The sequence below is a fragment of the Neorhizobium sp. SOG26 genome (assembly GCF_003491345.1).
Taxonomy (GTDB): Bacteria; Pseudomonadota; Alphaproteobacteria; order Rhizobiales; family Rhizobiaceae; genus Neorhizobium; species Neorhizobium turbinariae.
The window spans coordinates 859446-885875 of record NZ_CP025513.1; the positions used below are offsets into that span (position 1 = coordinate 859446).

The 26430-nt window shown below is 60.0% G+C and carries 30 protein-coding genes; 15 read left to right on the top strand and 15 right to left on the bottom strand.

The genetic code is table 11. The features are described 5' to 3' along the window. The first annotated feature begins 3 nt into the window (after positions 1 to 3). Positions 4 to 309, top strand: a complete 306-nt coding sequence (locus CYG48_RS20665) for a DUF6074 family protein (protein WP_445304355.1) — start codon at positions 4 to 6, stop codon at positions 307 to 309. A 25-nt stretch (positions 310 to 334) separates the two neighbouring features. On the opposite strand, the gene CYG48_RS22855 is transcribed toward CYG48_RS20665, so the two are convergent. Beyond that, entirely contained in the window at positions 335 to 625 is a 291-nt protein-coding gene (locus CYG48_RS22855) for a hypothetical protein (protein ID WP_340162649.1), read from the bottom strand. 81 nt (positions 626 to 706) lie between these two features. On the opposite strand from CYG48_RS22855, the gene CYG48_RS20675 reads away from it, so the two are divergent. After that, positions 707 to 922, top strand: coding sequence for a hypothetical protein (locus CYG48_RS20675; protein ID WP_118852550.1), 216 nt, complete (start codon positions 707 to 709; stop codon positions 920 to 922). An 18-nt stretch (positions 923 to 940) separates the two neighbouring features. On the opposite strand, the gene CYG48_RS20680 is transcribed toward CYG48_RS20675, so the two are convergent. After that, positions 941 to 1147, bottom strand: coding sequence for a hypothetical protein (locus tag CYG48_RS20680; RefSeq protein ID WP_150132740.1), 207 nt, complete (start codon positions 1145 to 1147; stop codon positions 941 to 943). A gap of 420 nt (positions 1148 to 1567) precedes the next feature. Here CYG48_RS20680 and CYG48_RS20685 point away from each other — a divergent pair, with 420 nt between their 5' ends. Next, positions 1568 to 2377 carry a WecB/TagA/CpsF family glycosyltransferase gene (locus CYG48_RS20685; RefSeq protein WP_313791069.1) on the top strand — a complete coding sequence of 270 codons (810 nt, stop codon included), beginning with the start codon at positions 1568 to 1570 and terminating at the stop codon, positions 2375 to 2377. Between the two features lie 19 nt (positions 2378 to 2396). Here CYG48_RS20685 and CYG48_RS20690 read toward each other — a convergent pair whose 3' ends face one another. Continuing rightward, positions 2397 to 3947, bottom strand: a complete 1551-nt coding sequence (locus CYG48_RS20690) for a GumC family protein (RefSeq protein ID WP_118852552.1) — start codon at positions 3945 to 3947, stop codon at positions 2397 to 2399. A 185-nt stretch (positions 3948 to 4132) separates the two neighbouring features. Here CYG48_RS20690 and CYG48_RS20695 point away from each other — a divergent pair, with 185 nt between their 5' ends. Continuing rightward, on the top strand, positions 4133 to 5200 hold the full coding sequence (locus CYG48_RS20695; protein WP_118852553.1) for a glycosyltransferase: 1068 nt from the start codon (positions 4133 to 4135) through the stop codon (positions 5198 to 5200). 15 nt (positions 5201 to 5215) lie between these two features. Here CYG48_RS20695 and CYG48_RS20700 read toward each other — a convergent pair whose 3' ends face one another. Continuing rightward, entirely contained in the window at positions 5216 to 6094 is an 879-nt protein-coding gene (locus CYG48_RS20700; protein WP_118852554.1) for a DUF6492 family protein, read from the bottom strand. Between the two features lie 197 nt (positions 6095 to 6291). Here CYG48_RS20700 and CYG48_RS20705 point away from each other — a divergent pair, with 197 nt between their 5' ends. Then, positions 6292 to 7605, top strand: coding sequence for a lipopolysaccharide biosynthesis protein (locus CYG48_RS20705; RefSeq protein ID WP_118852555.1), 1314 nt, complete (start codon positions 6292 to 6294; stop codon positions 7603 to 7605). Between the two features lie 11 nt (positions 7606 to 7616). Here CYG48_RS20705 and CYG48_RS20710 read toward each other — a convergent pair whose 3' ends face one another. Together CYG48_RS20710 and CYG48_RS20715 are read right to left on the bottom strand one after the other, a co-directional pair. Continuing rightward, a complete protein-coding gene (locus CYG48_RS20710) occupies positions 7617 to 8600 on the bottom strand; it encodes a glycosyltransferase family 2 protein (RefSeq protein WP_118852556.1) in 984 nt (327 codons plus the stop codon). Positions 8601 to 8681: 81 nt separating this feature from the next. Next, entirely contained in the window at positions 8682 to 10055 is a 1374-nt protein-coding gene (locus CYG48_RS20715) for an O-antigen ligase family protein (protein WP_150132742.1), read from the bottom strand. A gap of 138 nt (positions 10056 to 10193) precedes the next feature. Between CYG48_RS20715 and CYG48_RS20720 the strand changes: the two genes are divergently transcribed. From CYG48_RS20720 to CYG48_RS20750, 7 genes are all read left to right on the top strand, one after another. Further along, positions 10194 to 11252 (top strand): endo-1,4-beta-xylanase, encoded by a 1059-nt coding sequence (locus CYG48_RS20720; RefSeq protein WP_118852558.1) that lies wholly within the window; start codon positions 10194 to 10196, stop codon positions 11250 to 11252. Positions 11253 to 11544: 292 nt separating this feature from the next. Further along, a complete protein-coding gene (locus CYG48_RS20725; protein ID WP_118852559.1) occupies positions 11545 to 12984 on the top strand; it encodes a UbiA family prenyltransferase in 1440 nt (479 codons plus the stop codon). Then, the gene (locus CYG48_RS20730; RefSeq protein WP_118852560.1) at positions 12984 to 14348 is read left to right on the top strand and encodes an FAD-binding oxidoreductase; all 1365 of its coding nucleotides are present in this window, start codon (positions 12984 to 12986) and stop codon (positions 14346 to 14348) included. The genes CYG48_RS20725 and CYG48_RS20730 overlap by 1 nt, the downstream gene beginning before the upstream one ends. Then, on the top strand, positions 14345 to 14761 hold the full coding sequence (locus tag CYG48_RS20735) for an EamA family transporter (protein WP_118852561.1): 417 nt from the start codon (positions 14345 to 14347) through the stop codon (positions 14759 to 14761). The genes CYG48_RS20730 and CYG48_RS20735 overlap by 4 nt, the downstream gene beginning before the upstream one ends. 47 nt (positions 14762 to 14808) lie before the next feature. After that, positions 14809 to 15819 (top strand): NAD-dependent epimerase/dehydratase family protein, encoded by a 1011-nt coding sequence (locus CYG48_RS20740; RefSeq protein ID WP_118852562.1) that lies wholly within the window; start codon positions 14809 to 14811, stop codon positions 15817 to 15819. A gap of 49 nt (positions 15820 to 15868) precedes the next feature. Further along, positions 15869 to 17293, top strand: coding sequence for an aspartate aminotransferase family protein (locus tag CYG48_RS20745; RefSeq protein WP_199925370.1), 1425 nt, complete (start codon positions 15869 to 15871; stop codon positions 17291 to 17293). Between the two features lie 110 nt (positions 17294 to 17403). Beyond that, positions 17404 to 18159 (top strand): phosphodiester glycosidase family protein, encoded by a 756-nt coding sequence (locus CYG48_RS20750; RefSeq protein ID WP_445304369.1) that lies wholly within the window; start codon positions 17404 to 17406, stop codon positions 18157 to 18159. Positions 18160 to 18175: 16 nt separating this feature from the next. On the opposite strand, the gene CYG48_RS20755 is transcribed toward CYG48_RS20750, so the two are convergent. The 3 genes from CYG48_RS20755 to CYG48_RS20765 are packed head-to-tail and all read right to left on the bottom strand — an operon-like array spanning position 18176 to position 19888. Next, a complete protein-coding gene (locus CYG48_RS20755) occupies positions 18176 to 18952 on the bottom strand; it encodes an anti-sigma factor family protein (protein ID WP_118852565.1) in 777 nt (258 codons plus the stop codon). Further along, entirely contained in the window at positions 18949 to 19479 is a 531-nt protein-coding gene (locus tag CYG48_RS20760) for an RNA polymerase sigma factor (protein WP_118852566.1), read from the bottom strand. The genes CYG48_RS20755 and CYG48_RS20760 overlap by 4 nt, the downstream gene beginning before the upstream one ends. 28 nt (positions 19480 to 19507) lie before the next feature. Beyond that, entirely contained in the window at positions 19508 to 19888 is a 381-nt protein-coding gene (locus tag CYG48_RS20765) for a COG4315 family predicted lipoprotein (RefSeq protein WP_445304356.1), read from the bottom strand. Between the two features lie 196 nt (positions 19889 to 20084). Here CYG48_RS20765 and CYG48_RS20770 point away from each other — a divergent pair, with 196 nt between their 5' ends. Then, positions 20085 to 20558: a hypothetical protein gene (locus tag CYG48_RS20770; RefSeq protein WP_118852568.1), complete on the top strand. Its 474-nt coding sequence runs from the start codon at positions 20085 to 20087 to the stop codon at positions 20556 to 20558. Positions 20559 to 20571: 13 nt separating this feature from the next. Here CYG48_RS20770 and CYG48_RS20775 read toward each other — a convergent pair whose 3' ends face one another. The 4 genes from CYG48_RS20775 to proV form a co-directional block, all read right to left on the bottom strand. After that, complete coding sequence (locus CYG48_RS20775) at positions 20572 to 20838, bottom strand: helix-turn-helix domain-containing protein (RefSeq protein WP_118852569.1); 267 nt, start codon at positions 20836 to 20838, stop codon at positions 20572 to 20574. Positions 20839 to 20892: 54 nt separating this feature from the next. Next, positions 20893 to 21792 (bottom strand): glycine betaine ABC transporter substrate-binding protein, encoded by a 900-nt coding sequence (locus tag CYG48_RS20780; protein ID WP_118852570.1) that lies wholly within the window; start codon positions 21790 to 21792, stop codon positions 20893 to 20895. 69 nt (positions 21793 to 21861) lie between these two features. After that, complete coding sequence (locus tag CYG48_RS20785; protein WP_445304357.1) at positions 21862 to 22743, bottom strand: ABC transporter permease; 882 nt, start codon at positions 22741 to 22743, stop codon at positions 21862 to 21864. A gap of 32 nt (positions 22744 to 22775) precedes the next feature. After that, positions 22776 to 23981: a glycine betaine/L-proline ABC transporter ATP-binding protein ProV gene (proV, locus tag CYG48_RS20790; RefSeq protein ID WP_118852881.1), complete on the bottom strand. Its 1206-nt coding sequence runs from the start codon at positions 23979 to 23981 to the stop codon at positions 22776 to 22778. A gap of 463 nt (positions 23982 to 24444) precedes the next feature. Between proV and CYG48_RS20795 the strand changes: the two genes are divergently transcribed. After that, positions 24445 to 24663 (top strand): hypothetical protein, encoded by a 219-nt coding sequence (locus tag CYG48_RS20795; protein ID WP_118852572.1) that lies wholly within the window; start codon positions 24445 to 24447, stop codon positions 24661 to 24663. Between the two features lie 84 nt (positions 24664 to 24747). Then, entirely contained in the window at positions 24748 to 25044 is a 297-nt protein-coding gene (locus tag CYG48_RS20800) for a hypothetical protein (protein WP_118852573.1), read from the top strand. 50 nt (positions 25045 to 25094) lie between these two features. On the opposite strand, the gene CYG48_RS20805 is transcribed toward CYG48_RS20800, so the two are convergent. Further along, complete coding sequence (locus tag CYG48_RS20805; protein WP_118852574.1) at positions 25095 to 25424, bottom strand: RcnB family protein; 330 nt, start codon at positions 25422 to 25424, stop codon at positions 25095 to 25097. A gap of 106 nt (positions 25425 to 25530) precedes the next feature. Further along, positions 25531 to 26427: an AraC family transcriptional regulator gene (locus CYG48_RS20810; protein WP_118852575.1), complete on the bottom strand. Its 897-nt coding sequence runs from the start codon at positions 26425 to 26427 to the stop codon at positions 25531 to 25533. Positions 26428 to 26430: the final 3 nt, after the last annotated feature.

The window sequence follows — 26430 nt, forward strand, 5'->3', positions numbered from 1 at the left end:
GATTTGCCGCTCAATCTGACCTGGCTGCGAATCAACAGCAGCTATGGAGAGAGAATGACGGTTCTACAATTTCCCGCCGATCGAAGAGCTGCGGATATCAAGCGTTGCGCAATGAGGCTACTTGATCTCCACGGTGAAGCAGCAAACCGTTTCTGGCGTGCAGAGATGGCAGAGCTTGCCGCTTCTTTGCGAGCTCAAGGCGCATCGGAAACTGAACTGTCACTGCAGGCCGGCATGTTCATGCAGGCTGTCCAGGCGGAAATGCAGCGCGCTTACGGGCCGGACCTCGCGGAATCGACCGCAGGATAACGGTGCGGGCGCCAGCGCCCGTCACTTAGGCGTCTCCGACGATGACCGTCACCGTTCCGGTGCCGCCGCATCCCGGGCAAGTATTGCCATCCACTTGTCCTTCGCCGCCGCAATCGGGGCAGATGCCATCGGCCGTCTGATCCGTGCCGGGTTTGGCTTCGTCGCCATGAATGGACTTCGCGTTCCCACCGTTTCTGTTCTCGCTCGGCTGCATTTGGTTGTCGCTCCTGGTTTCGTGGATTGAACTTCCCGGCGCGCGATCGAGTTCCCCGCGCGGATGCTCGCGTTCCGACCAAAGGCCGATGCGCCGAAACAAAGGTCCTAACCCGGAAACATCCGCCTCCTCCCGCCGTTTGAGCCAGAACTTCAGAGGACAACAGCTTCGGAGGGCAGCAGCATGAGCGACACAGGGCACAATCTGCGGCGGGTGGCCGCCGAACTGACGGCGGGCTCACGGCGCTACAACGACGGCGATACCGCCGCCGGGGCTCACGTGCTTGCTGGGCTTCTGTTGGAAGTTTCAGTTCATGATCCCGAACCGGATCCGCAGACCGTCGAGACCTTTCTCAGAGTGGCGGACAGGATCCTGGAGCGTTCCGTTCGACTGCACTAGCAGCCGGTCGTCGACTGGTCAGTTGGAGGAGACCCTGCGCATGCGGCTCGCGGCCTCCGGTTCAGCGCGATGAGCGTTGTCGAGCTTGGTTAGCAGTTCCTGGAAGACATCGGGCGTATCCTGCGGCAAAGCAAATGCCGGGAGTCGACCCAACTGCCGACCGGCATTCTGCACCGCATGCTGCGATATCAGTTTTGCTAGTTCGTTGTTTGCTTCTTTTGTCATGATCACACAACTTGGAACATCGAAAAGCGGTTCCAGATTTTCTGCAGCTTCTGCTTCAGCAGCCTCACGCCCACATCGTGACCTTGAAGGGTTTCCCGCTCGTTAGGTGAACGCGAGGCGACGTCGCCACGTGCTCCTATAGTTAACGATTTACCTACGGGATCTCCGGCTTAGAAATCGACCCAGTAAGCATGCGAAAGGCCGGAAAACCGCATTTTATCTGGTTTTAGTAACATATGTTCCATGGCGGGAAGCGGCTGCTTAACGGCTGCATGAGCAAGCCCGAAAACTTTTAATAAAACAGTCCGATATTCCATTAATAGGTCGTAACCATTGCAGGGGAATGGGTTTGAACCGCCCCCCCAACAGATCTAGGTCTCTGTCCATACGGCATCCCAAACATGAAGTTGGATAACGGCCTTGCAGATCAGAGCGCTCAGCAAAAACGTCATCGACATCGAGAAGAAGCGTGATCCGTCGAGCGTGATGCTGGGCGGCCTACCGATCGCTCGCTACTCGATGGACGAAGCCGCATCGAACATTGTCGAACACGCGCTTCGGGTTCGCGGTCGCAACCTGCGGCCTTTGTTCTCGACCTCCGCGAATGGTCAGGTCCTGGCGATGTGCCTGCGGCAGCCGGAACTGCTCGACTTGATGCACAAGGCGGACCACATCCACGCTGACGGCATGCCTCTCGTCAAATTCTCGCGGTTCTGGAGCCCGGAGCCGCTTCCGGAGCGCGTTTCGACCACCGATCTCGTTCACGCGGTCGCGGCGAAGGCCCAGGCAGCCGGCGCGAGCTTCTATTTCCTCGGTGCCACGGAGGAAGTGAATGCCAAGGCGGTCGACGCCATGCAGCAGGCTTATCCGCAGTTGAAGATCGTTGGCCGTCGCAACGGCTACTTCACGAGGAACGAAGAAGAACGGATTGTCGCGGACATCCGCCGCAAGCGGCCGGATATCCTGTGGGTCGGCCTCGGCTTCCCGCTCGAGCAACAGTTCATCGTGCGCAACCTGGACAGGCTTCGGGGCGTCGGTGTCGTCAAGACGTCAGGTGGGTTGTTCGACTTCTTGTCGGGCAGTGTGCGCCGCGCGCCGGAATGGATGCAGCGGAGCGGGCTTGAATGGGCCTACCGCGCCTACCAGGAGCCGCGTCGCCTCGCGCTTCGCTACCTGATTACCAATCCGCTCGCGGTCTACGCGCTCTGGAGTCGCTCTCCGCTACGCTGATGTCCATCACCCAGCGCAGCTAGCTGGCGTAGGACATGCTTTCGGTGCGCCGACGCCCGAACCCCCACAAGCCCCAGCCAACGGCTGCAGCACAGCCGATGATGCCACCAGCGACAGCCCCGCCTATCAGGAGGTAGAGGTTGCGCGGTGGAAAGCTGTGCGTCTTGGGGATCGCGGGCGGCGAGATGATCCGGATATTCGTCGTGCTGATCTGCTGGCGCTCGGCAATCTCGCGTGCGCGGCCCATGAAGGCGTCATAAACGGAAGACTTGGACTGGAACTCGCGCTCCAACTGACGAAGCTGGACAAGCGCCTCGTTGTCCTCGAACACGACAGACTTCATCGCATCGGCCTGGCTTTGTTGCGCCATCAGCGAGGCCTCGGCCTGGGCGAGTTCGGATTTCGCCGCTTCCAGCAGCCGCCTTTGTTCGGCGTTGATCTGCGCCTGGATTGCTTCAAGCTGCGGCCGCATTGTCGCAAGCCGTGGATGGCGGGCGCCAAAGACGGCTGCCTGAGCATCAAGCTCCCGCTTGACCGCCGAATATTGGGTACGAAGCGCCGTCATCGTCTGTGACTCGATGGATGCGCTATCGAGGCGGCTTTCCATGTTGCCGGTCGAGAGCTCCTGGTAACGACTGCGGGCCCGGATTACGCGCGCCTGCGCCTCCACCAGTTGTGTATTCGTCTGGTTCGCCACCAGCGTGCTCACAAGTTCGCCAGAGCTCGACAGGATGTTGTTCTCGCGGCGGAAGCGCTGCACTGCTTCGTCGGCCTTGGCCACTTCTTCCTTCAGCGTATCGAGGCGCGCGAAGAGCTCGGTTGCTGTGCGGCCTGCCTCGCCGGCTTGCGCCTTTATCAATTCCTCCCGGAATGTTTCCACGATCGTATTGGCAATCCGAAGGGCCTTGGGCGCCTTCTCGCTCCAGACGCTCAGGTTGACGATGAAGGATCCTTCTTCGCGGTTTGCACCGACATGCTGCTCCAGCGTCCGCAAGGCTTCCAGCTGACGTAACGACGCGTCGCCTCCAGCATCGCCGGCGAATTCGGGGTCCTCATCGAGCTTCAATGTCTGAATGACACTGTTGAGGACGTTGGATGAGGTCAAGATTCGCAGCTTGCTTTCCACGTCGTAGAGCTGCGCGTCGAGCTGGCTGTTCTGCGCGAAGAGATCCTCGGCCATCACCTTCAGGTGGCTGGGGTCGACGAAGATTTGGGCATTGACTGTATATTTGCGCGTCGCGACCTGGCCGAAGACGATGCCGGCAAGCGCCCCAATGAGCAGGAATACGCCAATCAGCACGCGTCCGCGCCAGAGCCATTGGATGACCATTTCGCCGGAAATATCCTGCCAGGACGGCGCGCCTCGCGAAACCGGTGCCCTGACTTCCCTCTCGGGAACGTCCGCCAGTGCCGGTCGTCTAAGCTCCGCCTCGTCCGCGGGATAGGACAGCAAGGAGGTGTAGCCGGGCCGGTAGCCATGCCTGCGCGACACGCTTGAATAGCTTGAGGCGTCGGACGCTCGGTCCGATTGGACTTCCTTACCGTGACGCGCTTTCTTCAAGGTGTACATCGGGTGCCCTGAGCTTCTCAAACACCAGATGAAATGCCATCGGCGCTAAGATTAGGTTAAGCATCCGCCCACGCGGCGTCCCCGAAGGGAAAATAGTTTGAAGTTTCCCTTTCTCATCACCCAAAGATTAAGGATTTTCGGCTTCCGTAGCGAATACTAACGCCAGCGGACGGGACCGGTTTACCATGACGCGCTATCTGGTTCTCACATCAGACGCCGAGACCCTCTGTGGCGTCGAGGCGTTCACGCGAAACCTGGCGGAGCATCTCGGCAGGTCGGCGCAGATGGCGCCTCTGAGCTTCGACATTCCCACATTCAGGCAACGCCTTCGCGACTTTGATTGCATTGTCTTCAACTTTCCGATCGTCGCATGGAAGAAGCGGCTGCTCGAGCCGATGCTCGTAGCGATGCTGGCGAAGCTGCGGGGCAAGAAGGTTGCGGTCGTCCTCCACGAGTGGACCAACCTCGATTGGAAGCGACGCCTGATCATATGGCCGGTTGTCAGGGTGGCGGATCAGCTATTGTTTTCGGCTCCCGAGATCGAGCGAGAATGGCGCGATAGCGCTGTCTCCCGGGGATCGAAGCAGCAGACAGCCGTCATACCCATTCCGCCGAACGTGGTTCCCGGCAACTCTGATGGCACCGGTGAAGCTGGTACTGCGATCTGTTCACTGCGAAAGCCCGGCCGCATCATCATCGGCCAGTTCGGCTCCATCTATCCGAAGAAGAACTGCGCAGAACTCCTGTCCATCGCGCGCGTGCTCATCGATGCCGGTCACGATGTCGGCGTCGCCTTTGTGGGCTCCTTCATCAAGGGCGTGGACGACGTGGAGCAAGACTTTTACCGGGAGGTGGAGGCTCGTGGCCTCGACGGGCGTGTGGTGGTGACTGGCTATCTCGCGACGGACGAAGAGGTCTTCGCGGCATGCCGCGAGATCGACGTGTTCTGTTATCGCTTCACCGAGGGGTTGACCGCGCGGCGCGGCAGCGTGCTTGCAGCCGCGCTGACGGGACGGGCGGTGGTCGTTAACGCGCCGAAGGTTGAGCGTGCGCTCGCGCACCACAGCCTTTTCACCAGCCTGATCGAGAACGGGAACGTCGTTTTGGCACCCTATAATGCCGATCCGACAGCCATGGCCGGGGCCGTGAAAATTGCGACCGCCAAACGCCCGCCGCAAGTAGAGGTGGAGAAGGAAATCGGGCGTCTCTGGCACAGGATCATCGAGACGCTGGACAAGGTGCAGCAGCGATAACGAGAGACGGAGCGATCAGCTTACGCCAAAAACGGCTTCTCGGATGGCGGCAGGCGAGGTCGCGGTGTGGGACTGGATGGCGATTGCGTATTGGGTTTCGTCGAGCCCGGCTATGAGGTTTCGGATGCCGTCAGTATCGAGCGACGGGCCGCTCCAATAGGTGGCGCACATGCTGTGTTCCACGAGTTCATGACGTTCTCGCAGGCTCGCCTGCGTCATCACCCCCACTCCATAGAAAATGTATTCGGAGAAATGCCTCACCCTGCATAGCGCCTTCCACCATGCACGCCCCGTCACGCTCTCCAGCCTCTCGACGACTTGCTGCAGGCTCTCGCGATCCCACACAATCATCTGGCCGATGTAATCGTCCCCCGGCAGCGGTGGTTCCTGCCTTCCAAGCATATGATAAGCGTTCTTCTGCCATAGAACATGGTTCGGGAGCTTCGAGGTGATGACGCCGCGGTCCAGGTAGAGCGGAGAGCGAAAGTCGCCCGCAGCCTTTGCAGCGTCAAACGGCCTGACGAAACAATTGTCAGAGTCGATGCAGATCACACGCGGGCAAGGTTGCGAGAGCGTCATCGCGATCTTGCGCAATTGCTGGATATGCCAGCCATAAACGGGAAGGCCGGCACCAGACACCCAATAATACTGACGGTTCTTCCACTTCAGGAATGTGGGGAGGGGATGCAAGGCGCCGGGCAGCAGCACCGAGTCCGGAAGGACGTCGCGCTTCGGGCTTCGGAACGACTGAAACAGAGGAAGGTCGGCATCCGCCACGACGAGGTAATGCTTGTCATATCCCGTCGCGAAGGCATCGATCGAGTCACACAAGAGGCGGCAGGACTCAAGGTCACCGCGATAAGTCGGCGTGATCAGGCTGACCGCTACGCCCATTACCCTGACACGCCTCCCGATCCTAGCAAGCCTCTAAACTGCACACCGTGTTCCTAATGGTCCGTTAATCGCGCTTGGCCATAGTGATGGCAGTCTCATTTCGGAAACGCTAAGGCGTATCCGGACAACGCCGGGATGATCTCGGCTGGCCAGCACTGATTGTCGGCAGGAGCTATGGAGATCCTCGCGTGAAGTTGATGCCCAAGCGCGATTTCAGGCGGCTCATCGGGCCGGTTAGCTCCTATCTGGGGTCGAGCAGCGCGTTGCTCGCATCAAGCCTTGCTGTCCTCTTCACCTTTGCGCTGTTGGCGCGCCATCTCGGCCACGAACAGTTCGCACTGAACGCGACCATCACGGCGTTGACCAATCTTGGCGTCCAGATCTGTGGCCTCGGCTCGCAGGAAGCGCTCGTTCGGCGGGTCGCACAGGACCGTAGCTGCTATCCTCGACTGCTGGGCCACGTGCACATCCTGAACCTTACGACTGGCGCGGCGCTGTTCGTGATCGGCATGATACTGATCCCGTGGATGTTTCCGATTTCAGCCGATCTCGGGGTAACACTTCTTGCCACAGCCCTCATTCTCTTCACCAACATCATCCTCCTGAAGATCGTGTGGCTGGCCACGAACAGCTATATTGCCCATGGCAGGTTTGCGGTCGCGAACCGGATCGAATTCATCTTCGCTGGCCTCCGGATGGCAGCGGCGGCCGTTGCTTGCCTGGTCGTCAACATCACGACAGTCGCAGAGTGGGCCATCTGGAATTTCGCCGCTCATGCGGTGGCGGCGGTTCTTTCGTTGGCCGCCATTCGACGTCTCGGTCGGCCACGGTTCGGTCTCCTTCGGGAAGAGCTGTCGATCGGCGTCATGTTCGCGAGCCAGTTTTTCTTCAAGGCGGGCCGCAACAATGCGGATATCCTGGTGCTGAGCGCAGTCGCCGGCTCGGAGCTCGTCGGTAGTTATTCGATCGCGCGGCGCCTGACGGAAGCGTCCTATATGTCCGTCGATGCGCTAAACCGCATCCTTTACCCCGGTTATGCCGCTGCAGCGCTCAATGGCGTGAGCAGGGTTTGTGCGCATGCAAAGCGCATGCTGAGCGTCACCGGCGGGATCGCCATCACGGCAGCCTTCTTTGTCTGGGCTATTTCTTCATTTCTTCCGCTCCTGTTCGGTGCGGAATATATATCGCTGCCGCTTCTTGCCCAACTGATGTGCTGGACGGTTGTGCCGATTGCCGTCGCTGCCGCTGCTTTCGAGGCACTCGGTGCCGCCGGGCTGCAGAGGATCCGTGCCCGGATCGTCAACCTCTCGAACCTGATCGGCACTGCGCTTGTCGCTGCCGCAGCCTTCCTGATTGGCTTGAGCGGGATGATCGTCGTTACCTACTTGCTCGAGATCATCATCGCCGTTTTGGCTTGGCGTGCGCTGACGCAGGCGGCCAGTGCTTCAGTCGCCGGTGGATCAGTAAAAGTAGACCCTGCCGAAAGCACAACTGATACGAAGGCCGCTTAGATTGGTGCGCGTCAGGTTTGCGATGATGTAGCGATGCGCGCGTCAGCCGCAGGAATAGCGCTCGCTTCATAGGGAGTTGGCAGGAAGCCAAGGCTCGCGGTGACGCGTCCAAAGGACATCAGGATGGGATGGGTCGCGGGCAGCAGCGCTTTTGTCTTGAAGAGAATGGCGATCGCCCGCGGAATGCTGAGACCAAGCGAGATGACGTTCTTCAACTGAAGCGCGGCCACCGTGACTGGCGACCTCGCACGTTTCCTATCGATCACGTAGTTAATGCTTCCGGTTCGGACAGACCGCCGCATCAGCCAGGATGGCGACGCGCGATCCGCAGCAACGGTTTCGTGGATCAGCACTTCCTGGCACCACCAGAAGGTGAAGCCTGCCTCCCTGCAGCGCCTGAAGAAATCCATGTCGCCGCCACCGAGGAAGTTGAACCTCACGTCGAAGAGGGAAGGGTCGAGCGTCTCGAAGACCTTGCGGCTGATAAGGCAGTTCCCGGTTCCATGGATGGCAGGCACCTGCCGGCTCGGCCCATCGATATATCCATAGAGGGCATGGGCGCTAACCGCATGTGACACCGGCACCTCGAACTGACGGACAACGGGGCCGCCGACGATATCGGCTCCGGTTCGGCGCGCGGTGCTGACCATCGCCTCAAGCCAATGCGGGTCTGCCACCTCGTCGTCATCGATCATCAAGAAGCAGTCGGCAGATGGATAGATTTCTCTTGCCTCGGAAAAAGCCCGGTTGATCGCGTGGCAGTTTCCCTGCTTAGGCTCCACGACCACGTGATGCGGCAGGGCGGCGGAGCCCAAGACCTCCCGTGCAACCTGCGACCCGAGAGGATTGGCGGCATCGTTTTCAACGACAACGATTGCGAACGGCAAGTCCGTTTGCTGCTGGATCAGGGACTGCAGGGTCTTGCGCAGGCCCTCAGGTCGCCGAAAGGTCGGGATGCAAACCGTGACTTCAATCGAGGCATTGCCGTCGGTCAATTTCGCCTCTCATCGCCAATGGACGACCATCTGTTCCTACCGTCTTACGAGAAGTCGTTTATCGGCGCAATTTGATGTCCGTCAGTGCGTTAACGTGCGGTTTCGATCCGCCTCGTCTGCGCTGCGCAGGGTGGCGCTTGCCTGCAGCCTGAGTCCGAACACGGCGACCAGCATGCTGAACCATGTCGGTCCGGAGTTGATGAAGAACACGCTTTCAAGCGACCCGAGGAGGACGCAGAAGATCCAGATCCTCAGGAACAGCCGGGTCAATGCCATGTCGTTGTTGCTTTCAAAGGCGGTGCCGGCATCGCGGATCGGCAGCAGGATGAGCCAGACCACGACCAGCAGGCAGCCCAGGAGCCCACCACCGAGAAGAAGTTCGAGAAACGAATTGTGGGAATGCGCCGCGAGATAAGCCCAGGACTCGGTCGATGTTTTGCTGACGATCTTACTTCCCCAGAACGACTGGAAGCCATAACCCGTCCAGGGACGATCTCCGATGCGGTCCAGTGCATAGGCCCAGATCGCGTCACGCCCGGTGAACGTGATGTCGATTCCAGCGTTATCCAGCAATTGCCGGACGCCCTCGAAACGCGGGAGCCCGATCAGGACGACGTTGAGCACTATGATCGATCCCAGCAGGATGACCATGCCCGAAAGCTTCGAGCGCTCAAATATCCAGACCATGGATAACACAAGCGGAAGCATTGCCGTTGCTGTCTTTCCTCGCGTCAGCAAGAGGAAGACCATGGCCAGCACGGCGGCCACCGTGCCAACCTTCGAGTAGCTGGTTTTGCGCAGGTAAAGGCCGAACATCACAGCGAGCGCCATGGCGGCAGCGGTCATGTTCTTGTGACCAAAAATGCCTCGCCAGTCCCCGGCAAGCGCGGCTTCCACTTCGCTGCTCTGGTGAATGCCGATCGACGGCACGATGAAGACCGCGAAATAACAAAGACCGAGAACAAGGATAACGGCGGTCGCAAGCAACTTGTCGAATTCCTCGCGACTGCGGGGCAACAGGATCGCGGCGCTCGCGCATCCACAAACCAGAACCGCATAGGCGATCCGGCGGAATGCCGTGGCTGGGTCAACCGCGAACATCGAAACGAGCGAAAACCAGCACAGGATGAGAAGCAGAAGCCCGTGAGGCAGGAAGAGTGCACTCCGATTTTCATCCCGCGCGACAGTCGCCACCGCGACCGTAAACATCAGGATGACGACCGTCTGATTGAGGAAATCTCCTCCTGCAGTCGCCGCGCGTTCAGCTCCCGGCGTCGCGAAAGGCTCGAGGCCGATCCAGAAATAACCGAATACGAAAAGCGCAATGACGGCGCCGAGGCTCCAGGGCGCGGCGCTGGATATCCTGCCCGCGTTCAAGCTGTCGAAGCTTGCCTGTTCCGGCTCATGAACGGTCAAGAAGTCCTGCTCCATCTGGCTGGCAGCGCGATCAGCCAACAGGAACACGAGAACGGTTAAATGCCAGTGAAGCTTGAGGCTCCCGAAGGCGTATTAACGTAACTTCCCATTAGTATTTTAGCCTGCGGTGCCGATATGCGACATTCCTCTCCAAACTTGGCGAGGAGGGATGGAATTATGCGCAGACGTGAGTTCATCCAGGGCAGCCTGGCCGTTGCGGCGCAGGTCGGCCTCCCCGCCGCGACCGCGAACGCAGCTCCCACTCTGACTATACCGTATGGTGCCGCCGTGCGCGGCGATGTTCTCGTTGATGACTACAATTACCGCAAAGCGCTGATCGATCACTGCCAACTGATTGTCGCCGAGGGCAGCATGAAATGGGAGAGCATTCACCCGACGCCCGACAGGTTCGACTTCTATGACGGCGACAAACTGATCAACTTCGCCGAACAGAACGGGATGAAGATGCGTGGTCACACGCTTGTCTGGTACGCCGCCATGCCGGAATGGGCGCTGGCGCTCAGAGGCGCAAACCAGGCGAACAGCGAAATGAGCCGCCACATCGAGACTGTCGTCGGCCGGTACCGTGGCCGGATCCCAAGCTGGGATGTCGTCAACGAGGCCGTAGCGGATGAGCCGACCGCTTCAGACTATCTGCGTCCCAACGTCTGGCTGGAGAACCTGGGCAAGGATTATCTGGCGACCGCGTTTCGTCGCGCCCATGCAAGCGACGACAAGGTACAACTGGTCATCAACGAATATGATATCGAGTGCGTTGGCGAACAGTACAAGCGGCGGCGCGAAGCGTTGCTGAGGATCGTGCGCGATCTTCGAGATAGGGACGTGCCGGTGCATGCCGTGGGGCTGCAAGGGCATCTTCGGGGCGAGTTGGAGATCGACAAGCACGCGCTTTCCGAATTCGTCTCGCAGGTGAAAGCGATGGGGCTCGATGTCCTGGTGACGGAGCTCGACGTCACCGACAACCTTCTGCCGCCAGACCAGCAGGAGCGCGACAGGATCGTCGCATCGCGTGTTGAAGATTTCCTGGGCGCCATTTTTGATGCCGCTCGACTGACCGCCATTGTCACCTGGGGTATATCGGACAGACATACTTGGGTGCCGATGTATTTCACCCGCGAAGACGGGCGCCACAACCGACCTCTGCCGCTTGACCGAAACTACCGGCCCAAACCGATGATGGAGGTGATCGAGCGGTTCACGCGGAAGACTGGCTGAGAAGGGCATACCAGCATCTGGCCCAAGCCGGCACACCGCAGACCGGCCGTAACCTACCATTAACATAGGTCGGCAGGACCTTCTAAACCCTGATCTGCTTTTCCTGGGCTCCGGCAGGCGATGTTAACTCTCTGGTTCGCGCCGGCAACGTAGTTTCCTCGTAAAGGCGCCGGGGCATGTTCGCCCAGCAAATACAATTGGTGCCAAAGCCAAGCAACGCGGCCTCGGTCGAGCAGACGCAGAAATGCACTGCCGACCAACAGTCTGACGTTGCTGAAGGGGACGTACCGGGATGAACCTGAGGGTACAGCAACTCATCGATGTGCCGCTGGCAGTTGACCTTGACGGCACGCTGATTTCGACGGACCTGCTTTGGGAAAGCATCTTCATGCTCCTGAAGCAGAACGCGCTGTACCTGTTCCTTCTGCCCATCTGGTTGATGTCCGGCAAGGCGCATCTGAAGTCCGAGATCGCCAAGCGCGTGACGCTCGATGCAACGACCTTGCCCTATCGCCAGGACCTCGTCTCATTCCTGCGGCGCGAGGTTGCGCGGGGCAGGGAGGTTCTCCTCGTCACCGCGGCGGCCGAGCCGTTCGCGCGAGCTGTCGCGGCGCATCTCGGTATCTTCAGCGGCGTCTACCACACGGATGGCACGAACAACCTTGCCGCCCACCGCAAAGCTAAGCTGCTTTCGGAGCTTTATGGCGAAGGCGGTTTTGACTATGCGGGCAATGACCGGGCGGATCTCGCCGTATTCAAGGCGGCCCGCAGTGCGATCGTCGTCGCACCGGATGCTGCCGCCGATCGTTACGGCAAGACGCATTCGTCCGTGCGCTTTGACTACGGACGGCCGAAGATCAAGACCTACCTGAAGATGCTTCGCGTGCATCAGTGGCTCAAGAACCTGCTGGTGTTCGCGCCCGCGGTTCTTTCCCACGACATCACCAATCCAGCCGTGTTCCTGGCCGCGACCTTGGGAATGATCGCCTTCTCACTGTCGGCGTCCGCCATCTACATCCTGAACGACATCCTCGACCTGCCGCTCGATCGACAGCACCCGACAAAACGGAACCGGCCTTTCGCGGCTGGATTGCTGTCGATCCCGTTCGGCCTGACGGTATCTGCCTCGCTGCTGGCGCTGACGGCGGTAATCTGCCTCTTCCTGCCGATCCAGTTTGCGCTCGTCATCGGCATCTATCTCGTGGCCACGACAGCCTATTCGCTTGCGCTCAAGCGCATGCTGCTGATCGACGTGATCTGCCTGGCGGGGCTCTACAGCCTGCGCTTGATCGGCGGCAAGATGGCAACCGGCCTGCCGCTTTCCTTTTGGCTGCTGGCCTTCGGTCTGTTCTTCTTCCTCTCGCTTGCGCTGGTGAAGCGATACGTCGAGCTTCAGGGCACAAAGATTGAAGAGAAAGACCGCATCGTCGGGCGTGGTTATCGCGCCGAGGACATGGATATCGTCGGCCAGAGCGGCGTTGCCGCCGCCTTCGCCGCTGTGCTCGTCCTGTCGCTTTACATCCAGTCGGACGAGATCCAGGGGCTCTACAGCGACCCGTGGCTGATCTGGCCGCTTGTCCCGATGGTGCTCTACATCAACGTGCGTATCTGGATCTTGGCTCACCGCCGGGAAATGTATGACGACCCGGTCGTCTTCATCGCTACCGATTGGCGCAGCCAGCTCTTCATCGGTACTGGAGTCGTGCTGTTCACCGTGGCGAGCGTGTTCTGATGTCCGGAACCTTTGAAAGCTTCGGGCGCATAAGACGGCATGAACGGCGTGCGATCGACCCAAGCTCGGCAATGGAAGCCCTTCGCGTCGGGCGATGCGAACCAGCCGGGCTGCTCGCCTTCGGTAATGGACGATCCTATGGCGACAGTTGCCATAACGACGCCGGTTCGCTCATCGCGATGCAGCGAGGGGCGCAAATTCACGCCTTTGATCCGACAACAGGCATTGTTGATGCCGATGCAGGTGTCACGCTCGCCGAGCTGATCGAATATGCGGCGCCGTATGGTTTTTTCCCGGCGGTCACGCCCGGCACCCGTTTCGTCACTCTCGGCGGTGCGGTTGCCAACGACGTGCATGGCAAGAACCACCACAAGCGCGGCACGTTCGGCTGTCATGTCGAGAGCTTCGAACTGCTGCGCTCCGACGGGAAAACCCATCACTGCACCGTAACGCAGAACCCGCATCTATACGCGGCGACGATCGGCGGCATGGGTCTGACCGGCGTCATCCTGCGGCTGCGCATGAAGCTCATCAAGGTCAATTCGCTCGACATCGAGCAACACGTTACGCCGTTCGCAAACCTTAGCGAATATTTCGATCTGGCGGACGCGGCGGACGAGGAGAACGAGTTCGCGGTGGCGTGGGTGGACCAACTGGCGACGGGGCGGTTTGAAGGCCGTGGGGTACTGATCACCGGCAACCACGCCGACAACGGGAATTTCGCCGCTAAGCGTTCGCGCCTGCCGCTCCGCGTCCCGTTTGATCTGCCGTTCGCCGCGCTCAACCGGACAACCCTCGGCCTGTTCAACAGCGCCTACTTCAACGTCAACAAACGCAAGACGTCTCCGCATCTGGCCAACTACCAGAGCTTTTTCTACCCGCTTGACACCATTGAGCACTGGAACAGACTCTATGGTCCGGCAGGCTTGTACCAGCATCAATGCATCATCCCGTTCGATGCCGCACGCTCGGTCGTTCCCGCCATGCTTGCGGCAAGCCGCGATGCGGGCCAAGCATCGTTCCTCACCGTGCTGAAGCGGTTCGGCCACGTGCGGTCACCGGGCCTGATGTCGTTCCCGCAGCCGGGTTACACGCTGACGATGGATTTCCCCAACCAAGGCGAGGCGACACTTCGCCTGCTCGACCGGCTGGACCGGATGACGGTGGAAGCCGGCGGCCGGATCAACCCTTACAAGGACCAGAGGATGAGCCCCGCTGCGTTCGAGGCAGGTTTCCCGGAATGGCGGCAGCTTGAGCGGCTGCGGGATCCGGCTTTTGTTTCCGATTTCTGGCGCCGGACTGCCCTGGCGCTCGGAGCAGACGCTGCCGCCCCCATGGCTCAATACGCACGAGGACATGCATGAAGTACATTCCGTTCATCCTGTTTACGGTGCTGACGAATGCCGCCGCCCAACTGCTCCTGAAGCATGGCATGATGACGCTTGGGCCAATCAGCTTTTCGGCGGAAACCGCCATCCAACGGATATTCCAGATCGTCTTCAACCCTTGGGTCTTCCTGGGCTTGAGCACCTTTGTCATCTCGATGGCCTCGCACCTTTACGTGCTGAGTAAGGTCGATCTTTCCTACGCCTACCCCTTCCTCAGTCTCGCTTATGTCGCTGTCGCCTTCTTTGCTTGGCTGCTGTTCAAGGAGGAGTTGGGTGCACTGAAGATTGCCGGCATTGCCTTCATCTGCGTCGGCACAGTGCTGATCGCGCAGAGCGGACACAAGCCGACCGAGGACGACGTTGCTGCCGTAGAGGAACTCAGCTCCTAGCGTCGACGAAGAACGAATGAAAAGATAGAACCACGAGGATCCGGGACATGAGACATATCATCTTTGGGGGAGACGGATTTGTCGGGCGCCACCTGGCGCCGCGCCTCGCCGCAGAAGGCCACGAGGTTATCGTCGCTGACATCGTCAAGAGCGACCTGCCGCATTACCGCGACGTTCGGTTCGAGCAGGTCGATGTCACCGACCTCAACTCGATCGAGCGGCTTGGCCTGCGCGCCGACGATATGGTCTACAACCTGTCAGCCAAGATGCTTTCGCCGATCCAGGTGAGATCAAAGCGGCACGATTTCTTCTTTCCCGTGAACTACTACGGGACGGAGAACATCATCAAGGCGATGGCGCGCGTCGACGCAAAGTCGCTCGTGCATTTCACGACCGACATGGTCTACGGTCATACCTATGTCTGGCCGCAGACGGAGGAGCACCCTTGCGCGCCTCTGGGCGAATACGGCCTCTCGAAGCTGAAGACGGAGGAGCTTGCCGCCGAATGGCGCGAGCGCGGAATGAACATCACGCTGTTCAGGCCGCGTCTCATCATCGGCCCAGGACGCCTCGGCATCCTGGCAAAGCTCTTCAAGCTGATCGACCACAACCTGCCGGTTCCGATGATCGGCGCCGGCAAAAACCCGTATCAGTTCATCTCGGTGTTCGATTGCGCGTCGGCGGCGCACGCCGCCTTCAGCGCCGGCGTTCCCAATGAAGTCTACAATCTAGGCTCCTTGAACCCTCCGCCGGTGCGCAAGCTGCTCGGCGACCTCGTCAAGCACGCGGGTTCTCGGTCGATCCTGCTCCCGACGCCCGCTTGGCTGGTGAAGCGGACGCTCGACCTCCTCGACTTCATGAACATGCCGCTGATGGATCCCGAACAGTATCTCATCGCGGATGAAATGTGCGTGCTCGATGTCTCGAAGGGAGAGCGCGAACTCGGCTGGGTGCCACGCTACCGGGACGAGGACATGCTGATCGCGGCCTATACCGAATACCGGAAGGTCGTGGAACGCGGCGTTGACGCCAAAGTCGCAGAGCCGAAAGCTGCTTGAGGAAAACCCCATGGCCATTCTAGCGCAAGTGATCGAAGACCAAGACGATATGCCCGCCGAAGCGCCGCGCGCTTCGACGTCCAAGCCGGCACTCCTCTCCGTGGAGGAGGCGAAGGCGCTTGATGTATCGCGGATGACGGAGCTCTTCCTGCGTCATCTCAACCCCGGCCAGCTTCACTTCATGAAGCTTCTCGGCTTCCACAAGGTGAAGATCGAGCGTGCCGAGGGCATGTACTACTATGACCAGAATGGCCGCGCGATCCTCGACTTCTTCGGGGGGTTCGGGTCGCTGGCGCTTGGCCACAACCATCCGCGGATTCTCGCGGCCCGCCGCAAGTTCCAGGAGGAACATCGCCAGGAGATTGCGATCGCCTTCATGTCGCAATACGCAACGGCCCTTGCGCACAACCTTGCTGCCTGTTCACCGGGCGACCTGGATATGGTCTTCCTCGGCTCTTCCGGATCCGAGGCGATGGAGGCGGCCGTGAAAGTGGCCGAACGTGCAGCCGGCCCGAAGCGGCCGAAGATCGTCTATGCCGAAAACTCCTTCCACGGCAAAACCAAGGGCGTACTTTCAATAACCGATGGTGCCCTTTACCGCGGCGACTTCAAGCTGGTTGACCACACCGTGCGGGTCCCGTTTGGCGATATCGCTGCGATCGAGCATGCCTTTCGCACCGACCCCGAGATCGGCACGATCGTGCTTGAGACGGTGCAAGGGGGCGGCGGGATCATCCAGGCGGATGCTGCTTTCTGGCAACGCCTGCGCCAGCTTTGCGATAAGTACGGCGTGTTCTGGGTGGCCGACGAGGTACAATGCGGCTTTGGCCGTACCGGCAAGTTCTACGCCTTCGAGCATTATGGCGTGGTTCCGGATGTGACGGCTCTCGCCAAGTCTCTGGGCGGCGGCAAGTCCGCCGTCGGCGCGATGATCGCCAAACGCGACGTCTACATGAAGGCCTATGGCTCTCCGAAGACCGCGATGATCCATGCCATGGCAACCTTCGGCGGCATCGGTGAGGCTTGCGTGACCGCGATCGAGGCGATCAACACGCTCTACGACGAGAACTTGATTGATAACTCAGCTGAGGTCGGCGGTTACCTTCTGGAGCGGTTGAAGGAGTTGCAGGCGCGTTATCCGAGCCTGCTGAAGGAAGTGCGTGGGCAAGCCATGATGGTCGGCCTTGAATTCCATGATTTTTCGCAGGCAATGCCGATGGTGCTGCGCCCGCTGATCGGCATGCTCGACGACAAGCTGAAGGGCTCGCTCCCCGGCTTCATCGGCAGCCATCTGCTGCGCGATCACGGTGTTCTCGTCGCCTTCACTGAGTATAACCGCAACGTCATCCGGCTGGAGCCGCCGCTGATCTGCGAACGGCAGCACGTGGACGCTTTCATCAAGGCGCTCGATGAAGTGATGGCGCGCGGCATCGTGAAGATCGTCAAGGATTTCATTGCCGCACAGGTGAAGTAGGATCGCAGACGAAGCGGCGGGCGAGCCCCGCGGCCGCGGCAGCGGAGATGCGCATAATGGTCCGGAGACGGGATGTAATGGTGGATCATCTGCTAGGTGCCCGGCTGTGGATGGCTCTGCTTGCGATCTCGCTGACCGTTTCGCCCGCTCGCGCCATGGCCGAAATCACGAACCTCTGCTCGGAGGAAAACTTCGAGGGCAGCAAGCTCACCGTCTGCTCGTTTGACCCCACAAAGACCAAGCTGCGAATGTTTTGGAAAGCGCCAGACGGCGCGCCGTTGAAGTCGTTCGCCCGCCTGGCGGAAGAGGTCACGAGTGGTGGCAAGCAACTCGTCTTCGCGGTGAACGGCGGGATGTATTCCGAAAGCTTTGAGCCGGTAGGGCTTTATATTGAGGATGGTCGCGAACTCAGGCCAATCAATACAAAGACAATGACTGGGTCACCCGGATCGATTCCGAATTTCTATAAGAAGCCGAACGGCATCTTTTTCCTGACGGGAAGCGACGCGGGGCTCCTGACGACCGAAGAGTATCTCGGCCGGCCGAGAACGGTACAGTATGCCACGCAATCGGGCCCGATGCTGGTCGTGAAGAACAAGCTGCATCCGGCGCTTATTCCTGGCTCGACGGACAAGACGCGACGTAGCGGTGTGGGTATCTCGAAGGATGGCATCATTCATTTCGCGATCAGCGAGGATGACATCAACTTCCATGCTTTCGCGCGCTTCTTTCGTGACCAAATGAAGTGCCCCAACGCGCTGTTCCTCGATGGCGGACGAGGGGCTGGGATCTATAGCGAGCGCCTGGGACGAAGCGATTGGTCGTGGCACGGCGGGTTTGGTCCGATGATCGGCGTTGTGGAGTGATAGCCTTGTCCGCCGTTCACGAGAGCTGCTCGTAGCAAGCCTGGGCGATCTCCTGCAGGCGTTGGCGTGAGACTTCACCGGTAACGGCGTACCCAAGCTCACCGTCGATCCAGTAGAAGGTTTCGATCGATCCGGCGGAATGAAAGCGGAAGCTCGTCGTGGTGTTGTCCCGGTTGCGCGCCAAGACGATGGTGACCCGCTGGCCGGCCTGATCCTCATACATGAACATGCCGCCGGGTTTGCCCGCCACCGGGATCAACCGTCCGCCGACAAGCTGGAAGCCGAGCGCCTGTAGCGCAGGGATCTTCAGGTCGGCGACCGCCAAGCGCTTGCCGAGCCAGGTCGCGAGATGAGCCTCTTCCTCGGCAAAAACTTCGACCGGATGGCGTACCTCGCCAGCATAGACCAGATAAGCATCCTGCGCTTCGCGCGGAAAGGAAGCAGCTGTGGTGACGGTCTCAATATCTTTCCCGCCGAGGGCGGGGCCGTAGTGACCGGCAGCCGCGCCGGTTAAAAAGATCGCCACGGCTGCCAAAGCAGACGCCAAACGCGCACGCGGCTTGCCGAGGCGAGGCCTGGTCAGGAGGAGATCGAGATCGTCAGGATGAGACCGCTCGTAGGGGGCGAAGGTGCGGCGGAGTCCGACGTTCTGGGCTTCCCATTTCGAAACCAGCTCGGCGGCATCTGGATTCCCTTCCAAATACCGTTCCACCCGCACGCGATCGGCCTCGCCAAGCAGTCCATCTGCATAACCGTGCAGATCAGCCTCGGTGATGAGGGAGGCTTCGGTCATGTGGTTCTCCGTAAAGGGACAACATTATCCTCCTGCAGCTTGTCTTGAAGCGCATGTCTGGCGCGCGACAGGCGGGACATGACAGTGCCGACGGGCACCTCCAGAATATCGGCCACCTCCTGATAGGAATACCCTTCAACGACCACCAGCATCAGCACGGCCCTTGCATCCTTCGGAAGCGCGTCGAGCGCGCGGATGAGCTTGCGTCGCTCCAGCGGATCGCTCGGCGACGTCTCCTCTGTCGCGTTCTCAGCAGCTTCGATGGGAACGGAGGGGTGTCGGGCGAGCGCCCGCCTCGTGTTGAGGTGAACATTGGTCATGATCCTGTAGATCCAGGACTTGAGGCTGCCTCCGCGCCACTGGCCCCGGTTCGCCAACGCCTTTTCGAGGCTATCCTGTAGCAGGTCGTCGCTTTCGGAATCCGAGCGCGTCAGGCTGCGCGAATAACGGCGCAAGCCAGGAAGCAGGGTCAGCACTTGCAGTTCAAAGGAAAGAGGCGCGGCACCCGGTGGCTGCCGCGTCGCCATGTCTGTCGCCGGGGGCGGCTCTGGTTGCTCAGGGTCTTGCAAGATCCCACACGCCGTTCACGCCGTCGCCTGTTGTGTCGCCTTCCTTCTTATCCTTAACCCAGTAGTAGAGCGGCATGCCATCCTTCGCCCACTGCTTTGCGCCATCCTTTCGCGTCACGAGCGTGTAGTCGCCTTCGGCATTGGCGCCGGATGCGGACAAGGCGGGAGGCCAGTTCGTTGCGCATTTGTCATAGCAGTTGGAGGTGCCGGGCTTGTCGTTCTTGAAGGTGTAAAGGGTCATCCCCTTGTTACCGGCAAGAACCTCACCCTTGTCTGTCTTGACGGTCTTGAACGGACCGGCAGCAAAAGCTGTCCCGGCCACTGCGGCGAATGCTGCCGCCAAAATAAGCATCTTCTTCATTACCATCTCTCCCATTGGAAGGCGGATCGCTTGACCGCCGAATGTAGAGACACTGCAGGGGCAGGATTTATTCCTTCAGCCGTCGAAAATTCGTGTGAAAGCCCATTCGGGCAGGATCACAGGCTGTTTATGCCGTTGCGCCGTCGCAACCTCGGCCTATGTAGGTGGGTATGGTAATGCATCAGAAATATCGGATAGCGTGATGGCCTGGGTCGTTGCCATCGCAGTCCTGGCTATCGGCCTCAGCTTCCTGCTCAATCGTCGCTTGGGATACATCCTGCTGGCCGCGGCCTTCGTGGCCGGATGCGGCCTGTGGTGGTACAGTTCGCAGCAGGCAGAGAAATCTGGACAGGTGAAGGATGCGGTCGCGGCAGAAGCATCGGCAGATGCAGCCTCCTGTCCTGATCCGGCCGCGCCCATCCTGGTGAAGTTCAGCAACGGCAATCGTCGTGCCATCGCGCGAATCTCCTTCAGCCTCACCGGACGCCTTAAAGGCCATTCCTCCGTTGCCTACCGCGGCTATCTGCGTGACGACAAGATCATCGAGCCGGGACAGACCTCACAAACCTGCTTCGGCTTGCTGCCGCATGGGTTTGCAGCGCCCCGGCCGGAGACGGTCGTCGTTGGCGACTATGACTGGATGGTGGACATCTCACTCGTCGATTTCCTCAACTAGGTCGGGCCGTCGGCTATGCCTCTCGGCGCCACATCGGGCCGAAACCTCGTCCGTCGAGGAGCCATAGAAGGCTCACGTCAAGCGTCAGGGCGACCGTTTCAAGAAGGTGGGTGGCTGGCGCGTCGCGATCGTTCTCCCATGTCGTCCAGACGTCCGGATCGACGTCGTTCAGGTTGGCAGCGTCTTCCACGGAAATGCCTTTGGCCGCGCGGGCCAAGGAGATGCGACCACCGAGCGTATCGCCTTGTCCGAAGGCCCGTTCGTTGGACATGTCATACATCAATCGTCCTCCGAGAAGGGGGAGTGGCTCCGGAAGGATCCGGAGCCAGCAGGATCAGTTCTTGTCGCCGAGCCAGGTTTTGACCTGGTCCGGGTGATCCGTGATGTATTTGGCAACTGCCTCGTCGTAGGAGGTTTCCTGAGCGGTGAACATCGCTGCTTCAAGATCCGCGATCGGCAGCTTCATGCGCGACAGGAAGCCTGCAACCTTCGGGTTGTCGGTGCTGAAGTCCTTGCGGGCAAGCACGTCGATATGTTCAGCTTCGCCAAGTGAGGTCTTTGGGTCGTTCAGGTAACGGAGCTTGTACTTGCCGAACATCCAGTGGGGGCTCCAGGAGGTGGCCACGAACCACTTCTCGCCCCGGTAAGAGCGGTCAACGCTGGTGAGCATCCCGGCTTCACTGGAAATTTGAAGCTTGTAGCCGTCGAGGCCGTATTCCTTGACTGCCTTTTCCGAAAGCCGCGTCAGGCCAGCGCCCGGATCAATACCTTGGATCGTGCCGCCGAGTTCCTTCTGCACGTTCGGCTTCTTCAGGTCCTCGATCGAAGCGATCTCGCTTTCCGGGATGTATTCCGGAACAACCCAGCCGAGCTTGGCGCCGTCGTAAACGGTACCGAGCGTCTCGACGCGGTCCTTCACCTTGTCGAAGTAGTCGGCATGCGTCTGAGGCAACCAGGCCATCATCATCGCATCGACGTCCCCGCGGCTCACGCCCTGATAAAGAGGCGCTACGTCCGTCTGAACCAGTTCTACGTCCTGGCCAAGTTCGTCCTTGATGAGCTTTGCGGCGAGCTTGGTAACAAACTCGGCGTCTGACCAGGCTGCCCAACCGATCTTGATCGGCTTTGCATCCTGGGCAGCGACCGGCATGGTCGATACGGACAGAACGGATGCCGCAAGCCCGAAGGCTGTCAGCAGGGCCGTCCGGCGAGTTGCAGATTTCAGTTTCAACATGGTAGCTCCTTTTTGTGGAGTTCGGTTTTGCGGGTTCAGCGCCCGCGCGGGTCCGGCACAGGAAAAAGCTCAGGCGGTCGCCGTCGTCATCTTCTTGCGCTCGTTCTTCCTGAAGAGGCCCTGCCAGAAAGAGGCGCGGGACTTCCCCAGTGACTGGGTAAGGCGGTCGAGAATGACAGCCAGGATGACGACAGCGAGGCCGCCCTCGAAGCCGGTGCCGACATCAAGGCGTTGGATACCGGTGAGTACCGTGTTGCCGAGGCCGCCCGCGCCGATCATCGAGGCAATCACCACCATCGACAGCGACAGCAGGATCGTCTGGTTGATGCCGGCCATGATCGACGGCATGGCGTTCGGAAGCTGGACCTTGAACAGCAACTGCCACGAAGTGCAGCCGAAGGCGTTGCCGGCTTCGATGAACTCGGGATGGACCTGTCGGATGCCGAGATTGGTGAGGCGCACGACCGGTGGCATCGAGAAGATGACGGTGGCGAGCGCACCCGGCACGGCGCCGAGGCCAAAGAACATTGCCGCCGGAATGAGATAAACGAAGGCAGGCATCGTCTGCATCAGGTCGAGGATCGGCCGCACGACGGCTGCGATTGAATCCTTGCGGGCCATGACGATGCCGAGCGGCAGGCCGACGATCATTGCCATCAGAGTCGACGCGATCACAAGCGACAGGGTTTCCATCATCGCGTCCCAAAGGCCCATCTGGTTGACGAGCCAGAGCGCAATGCCAGTCAATAGGCCGAAGCCGATGCCGACGCGCCAGAGTGACAGGAGTACGAAGATTGCCAGCGCAACGGGCATGGGAGCGGCTGTGAGCAGGTCGTGGATCGTACCCGTCACAAAGCCGATGGCCGCCGCGATGAAGTCGAGGACGGGCGAAAAGTTGTCCAGAATGTAATTGACGGCGGCGTCGATGCCGTCACCGATATCGAAATTCATATGTATCTCCGGTGGTTGGCCGGTTGGTCAAATCAGCTAGCGCGGTCGAGCGTTTCGAGAAGCGAAGACTTGCTTATGGAGCCGACATAGCGCCTGTTCTCATCGATCACGGGAACGGGCCATGGGCTGGCCGCCACGCGGCCGAGAACGTTCGAGAGAGGTTCGTTGGCCGGGATTGCCTCGACCTCTTTAAGGAACGCGTCGCGATAGGGATCAGCCGCCTTGAGGCGCATCTTCTCCACAAGAGACGCCTGGCTGACCATGCCGTGATACGTCTTGTCGCGTCCAAGAATGATCGCGTATTCGCGGTCAAAGTTCTGCATCCGCTCCAGCGCGGCGGCGGCAGAGACACCTTGCCGCTCGATGATCGTCACCTGTGTCTTGCGGGCCACGTCACCCGCCTTGAAGACGTGGGAGACGTCGACATTGCGGAAGAAGGAACGGACATAGTCGTTCGCCGGGTTCATGACGATCTCGTCAGGCGTCCCGACCTGGACCACCGCACCGTTCTGCATGATGCAGATCCGGTCTCCGATGCGCATCGCTTCGTCGAGATCGTGGCTGACGAAGACGATGGTGCGGCTGTGCTCCGCCTGCAGGCGGACCAACTCGTCCTGCATCTCGGTGCGAATGAGCGGATCGAGTGCCGAGAAGGCCTCGTCCATCAGAAGCACTGTCGGCTCGCTGGCAAGTGCCCGTGCAAGTCCGACGCGCTGCTTCATGCCGCCAGACAACTGGTCGGGGCGGCTATCGGCGTAACCGTCCAGCCCGACCGCCTTCAGCGCATCGAGCGCCTTCTGGTGCCGTTCCGCTTCGCCAACGCCGGCTACTTCGAGCCCGAAGGCGGCGTTGTTTAGCACGGTCCGATTGGGCAGCAACGCGAAGGATTGGAAGACCATGCTGATGTCGCGCCGGCGTAACTCGATGAGCTCGCGCCGTGACATGCTGGTGATGTCCTTGCCGTCGATTTCGATTGTGCCGGATGTCGGCTCGATCAGGCGGTTCAGGAGGCGAAGCAGGGTCGATTTGCCCGAGCCGGACAGACCCATGATCACGAAGATTTCGCCGGCCCTGATGTCGAAGCTTGCATCGTGGACGCCAACGAAGGCGCCGGTCTCGGCGTGGATTTCTGATTTTGTCTTCCCGGCGCGCACCATCTTGAGCGCTTCGTCGGTATTCTCGCCGAAGATCTTGTAGACGTTCTTAACACTGATTTTGGTCGTAGCCGGTTTGTCCAGCGCGTCTTCCTCAGTTGCAAAAGCCATTCATTCTAAGCCCCGCTCAACAGCGCAGGCATTCTCCTTATAGGTCTTCAGCCCAGCAGGATGCGTATCCTCTGAGCGGAAGAGCAGCAAATTGATTGTCGTAGGACGTATATCCCCCTCAGTACCTATGCAGTATGTCGATGATTGACAGGGAGTGTCCATAAAAAAACATATTTTTCGGATCGCGTTGTTCGAAGCGGCGCACTGATCTTTTAGGCGCATCGCCTTTTGAACCACCGGCTTTGGCGTCCTGTCTTTGCCGTGCGTGTATCTGCTCACAAAATCGTGAGCGGGGTGTCCAAGCCGTGATCGGATGCTGACATAAGCTTTGCGCAGGTGCACATGCTCCATGATCGTCGCACTGTCGCGCGAAACTGCTTGGGCTTGCGCCTCCAGTGACGAGACGTTTCTGCTTTACCGGTTTGAGAGAGCTACCATGGAACTGCTACAAAGCTGCAGCTCGCTGCTGGAAGATCATGAACCGCTGAAAGCGGCTGTTGAAACGCTTTCGAGCAGTGGCGCGCATGTCGACCAGAACCTGGTATTGCGGCTTGCAGTCTCCTTGTATCGGTCCGGGCTGAACGATCCGCAGCGTCTGGCGGACGCCGTTGCTTTCCTGTCCACGAGCAAGCTCTTCACGACAGGATTGTTCTAACCGAGCCTGCAGGCCGATTAACAACTGCGGTCAGGAGGAGTACACTAAATATAGGGGGCGGCTTGTTCAGAAGGAGAACATGCGATGCCTGCTGTATCCGAAGTCGGTTTCCAGGAAGTTTCTCGGGAAGATGGGTTCCACCGGCTGTTCGAGCATGACGTTCACAGCTCGCCCACGGCGAAGATGGAGACGCTCCGCGGCCTCATCTCACAACAGGGCTATACGCCGGAAGGCATGAACTGGCGCCTGCTTTTGCTTGAGTGGCAGTACGATCTCGACATCCTGTTCGGCAATGTCCGGAACTGGATGAGCTATGTTGACCGGCAGTTTGATCCCGAGGCGACGAAGGCCGAGCAACCCGGTGAAGGCCAGGCGCGTTGACGGTTCAGGGTGTAGGAGAGGCCCCGAGGTGAGGCCTCCCGATTTCTGGCTCAGCGGCCTGCCGCGAGGCCGAGGATCAGGCCAGTCGCCATGCTGACGAGTAGGTAGTCGTTGTCGACCTTGATCCACTGCTGGCCCTTGCCCGGTGCGCGCAGGCCGTAGCGGCGATAGTCGCGCACGTGCTGGCGGCGCTTCCAGTCGGAAACCTTGTGGCCACGCGCCCACTTGTGCTTCGGCGGCGGACGATGGGCCTGGGGCTTGTGCGACTGATGGAACGACGGCTTGCGGTCCGGATGGTGCGACTGCGCCTGGGCGGAAAGCGGAGCCGCAGCGCATGTCATTGCCAGGGCGACTGCAAAAGCGCGGGTGAATAGCTTCATAATGAAGTCCTCATGTTTTCGACGAGAACAGCCTTAGGAGCCGAGTGGTTAATCAAAGATGAATCTCAGGATTAAGCTTTGGTAAGGCAGATGCTGGCCCGTGCCTTCAACTTGCCTGGGTTGCCCGGGCATAGGCACCAGGCGGGGTTCCGACGTGCCGCGTAAAGGCTGCTTTGAAGGCGCTGGCGGAGCCGTATCCGACGCGGCGAGCGATCTCTGTGGTTGCCAGATCCCGGCGCAGGAACTCCTTGGCGAGCGCCATCCGCCATGCTGTTGCATATTCCATTGGGGAAACACCCAGCTCGCGGCGGAAGCGCTCGAAGAAGCTCGACCGGGATAGGCCGGCGCTGCGCGCCAGCGCCTCGACATTTACAGTTCGAGCCGGGTCCTCGTGGATGCCGCGTAGAGCGGGTGCCAGATGCCGGTCGCTCATGCCGCGCAACAGGCCAGGCGGCACCTCGCTGCCAGCGGTGCGAACCGCCTCGATGAGCAGCACCTCCAACAGACGGTGCAACACCATGTCCCGGGCAACGCGGCTGCTTCTCGTTTCGTCGTGGATCATGCCGACCAGCAATGCAAGCCGATCCTCGCCGCGGATGTGGATCACCTCCGGCAGCAGGGACACCAGCAGCGCCTTGTCATCGGTCGCAAAGGCGCAGTGACCTACCATCATCTTCACGTCAGCAGGCAGTCGCGGATCACCAAGCCGGAAGACACCTGGCGCGGTTTCCAACCGCTCTGCGAGCGCGCCGCGCGGAAGCGGGTCGATGCTTTCCATCGTGAAGGAGCAGACTTCTGGGATGAGCACGAAATCGCCCCCACTGAGGATGACGGGCTCGCGGCCCGTGATCGTCAACCGACAGCAGCCTTCTACCATGGCGCAATAGAAAGAACTGTCGAGGTCCTTGCGCTCCACCATCCAGCGTCCGCCGCCGGTGACGAGCTTCGAGATCGAGAGGCTTGGCTTCAGAAGCGATACGACTTCGGCGATCGGATCTGCCATTGT

What these genes read in the sequence shown, in the direction of transcription:
- CYG48_RS20675 (WP_118852550.1), top strand. Translation starts at nt 707, where the DNA reads ATGAGCGACACAGGGCACAATCTGCGGCGGGTGGCCGCCGAACTGACG.
- CYG48_RS20680 (WP_150132740.1), bottom strand. Translation starts at nt 1,147, where the DNA reads ATGACAAAAGAAGCAAACAACGAACTAGCAAAACTGATATCGCAGCAT.
- CYG48_RS20690 (WP_118852552.1), bottom strand. Translation starts at nt 3,947, where the DNA reads ATGTACACCTTGAAGAAAGCGCGTCACGGTAAGGAAGTCCAATCGGAC.
- CYG48_RS20695 (WP_118852553.1), top strand. Translation starts at nt 4,133, where the DNA reads ATGACGCGCTATCTGGTTCTCACATCAGACGCCGAGACCCTCTGTGGC.
- CYG48_RS20700 (WP_118852554.1), bottom strand. Translation starts at nt 6,094, where the DNA reads ATGGGCGTAGCGGTCAGCCTGATCACGCCGACTTATCGCGGTGACCTT.
- CYG48_RS20705 (WP_118852555.1), top strand. Translation starts at nt 6,292, where the DNA reads ATGCCCAAGCGCGATTTCAGGCGGCTCATCGGGCCGGTTAGCTCCTAT.
- CYG48_RS20720 (WP_118852558.1), top strand. Translation starts at nt 10,194, where the DNA reads ATGCGCAGACGTGAGTTCATCCAGGGCAGCCTGGCCGTTGCGGCGCAG.
- CYG48_RS20725 (WP_118852559.1), top strand. Translation starts at nt 11,545, where the DNA reads ATGAACCTGAGGGTACAGCAACTCATCGATGTGCCGCTGGCAGTTGAC.
- CYG48_RS20730 (WP_118852560.1), top strand. Translation starts at nt 12,984, where the DNA reads ATGTCCGGAACCTTTGAAAGCTTCGGGCGCATAAGACGGCATGAACGG.
- CYG48_RS20735 (WP_118852561.1), top strand. Translation starts at nt 14,345, where the DNA reads ATGAAGTACATTCCGTTCATCCTGTTTACGGTGCTGACGAATGCCGCC.
- CYG48_RS20740 (WP_118852562.1), top strand. Translation starts at nt 14,809, where the DNA reads ATGAGACATATCATCTTTGGGGGAGACGGATTTGTCGGGCGCCACCTG.
- CYG48_RS20745 (WP_199925370.1), top strand. Translation starts at nt 15,869, where the DNA reads ATGCCCGCCGAAGCGCCGCGCGCTTCGACGTCCAAGCCGGCACTCCTC.
- CYG48_RS20750 (WP_445304369.1), top strand. Translation starts at nt 17,404, where the DNA reads ATGGCTCTGCTTGCGATCTCGCTGACCGTTTCGCCCGCTCGCGCCATG.
- CYG48_RS20755 (WP_118852565.1), bottom strand. Translation starts at nt 18,952, where the DNA reads ATGACCGAAGCCTCCCTCATCACCGAGGCTGATCTGCACGGTTATGCA.
- CYG48_RS20760 (WP_118852566.1), bottom strand. Translation starts at nt 19,479, where the DNA reads ATGGCGACGCGGCAGCCACCGGGTGCCGCGCCTCTTTCCTTTGAACTG.
- CYG48_RS20765 (WP_445304356.1), bottom strand. Translation starts at nt 19,888, where the DNA reads ATGGTAATGAAGAAGATGCTTATTTTGGCGGCAGCATTCGCCGCAGTG.
- CYG48_RS20770 (WP_118852568.1), top strand. Translation starts at nt 20,085, where the DNA reads ATGGCCTGGGTCGTTGCCATCGCAGTCCTGGCTATCGGCCTCAGCTTC.
- CYG48_RS20775 (WP_118852569.1), bottom strand. Translation starts at nt 20,838, where the DNA reads ATGTATGACATGTCCAACGAACGGGCCTTCGGACAAGGCGATACGCTC.
- CYG48_RS20780 (WP_118852570.1), bottom strand. Translation starts at nt 21,792, where the DNA reads ATGTTGAAACTGAAATCTGCAACTCGCCGGACGGCCCTGCTGACAGCC.
- CYG48_RS20785 (WP_445304357.1), bottom strand. Translation starts at nt 22,743, where the DNA reads ATGAATTTCGATATCGGTGACGGCATCGACGCCGCCGTCAATTACATT.
- CYG48_RS20795 (WP_118852572.1), top strand. Translation starts at nt 24,445, where the DNA reads ATGGAACTGCTACAAAGCTGCAGCTCGCTGCTGGAAGATCATGAACCG.
- CYG48_RS20800 (WP_118852573.1), top strand. Translation starts at nt 24,748, where the DNA reads ATGCCTGCTGTATCCGAAGTCGGTTTCCAGGAAGTTTCTCGGGAAGAT.
- CYG48_RS20805 (WP_118852574.1), bottom strand. Translation starts at nt 25,424, where the DNA reads ATGAAGCTATTCACCCGCGCTTTTGCAGTCGCCCTGGCAATGACATGC.
- CYG48_RS20810 (WP_118852575.1), bottom strand. Translation starts at nt 26,427, where the DNA reads ATGGCAGATCCGATCGCCGAAGTCGTATCGCTTCTGAAGCCAAGCCTC.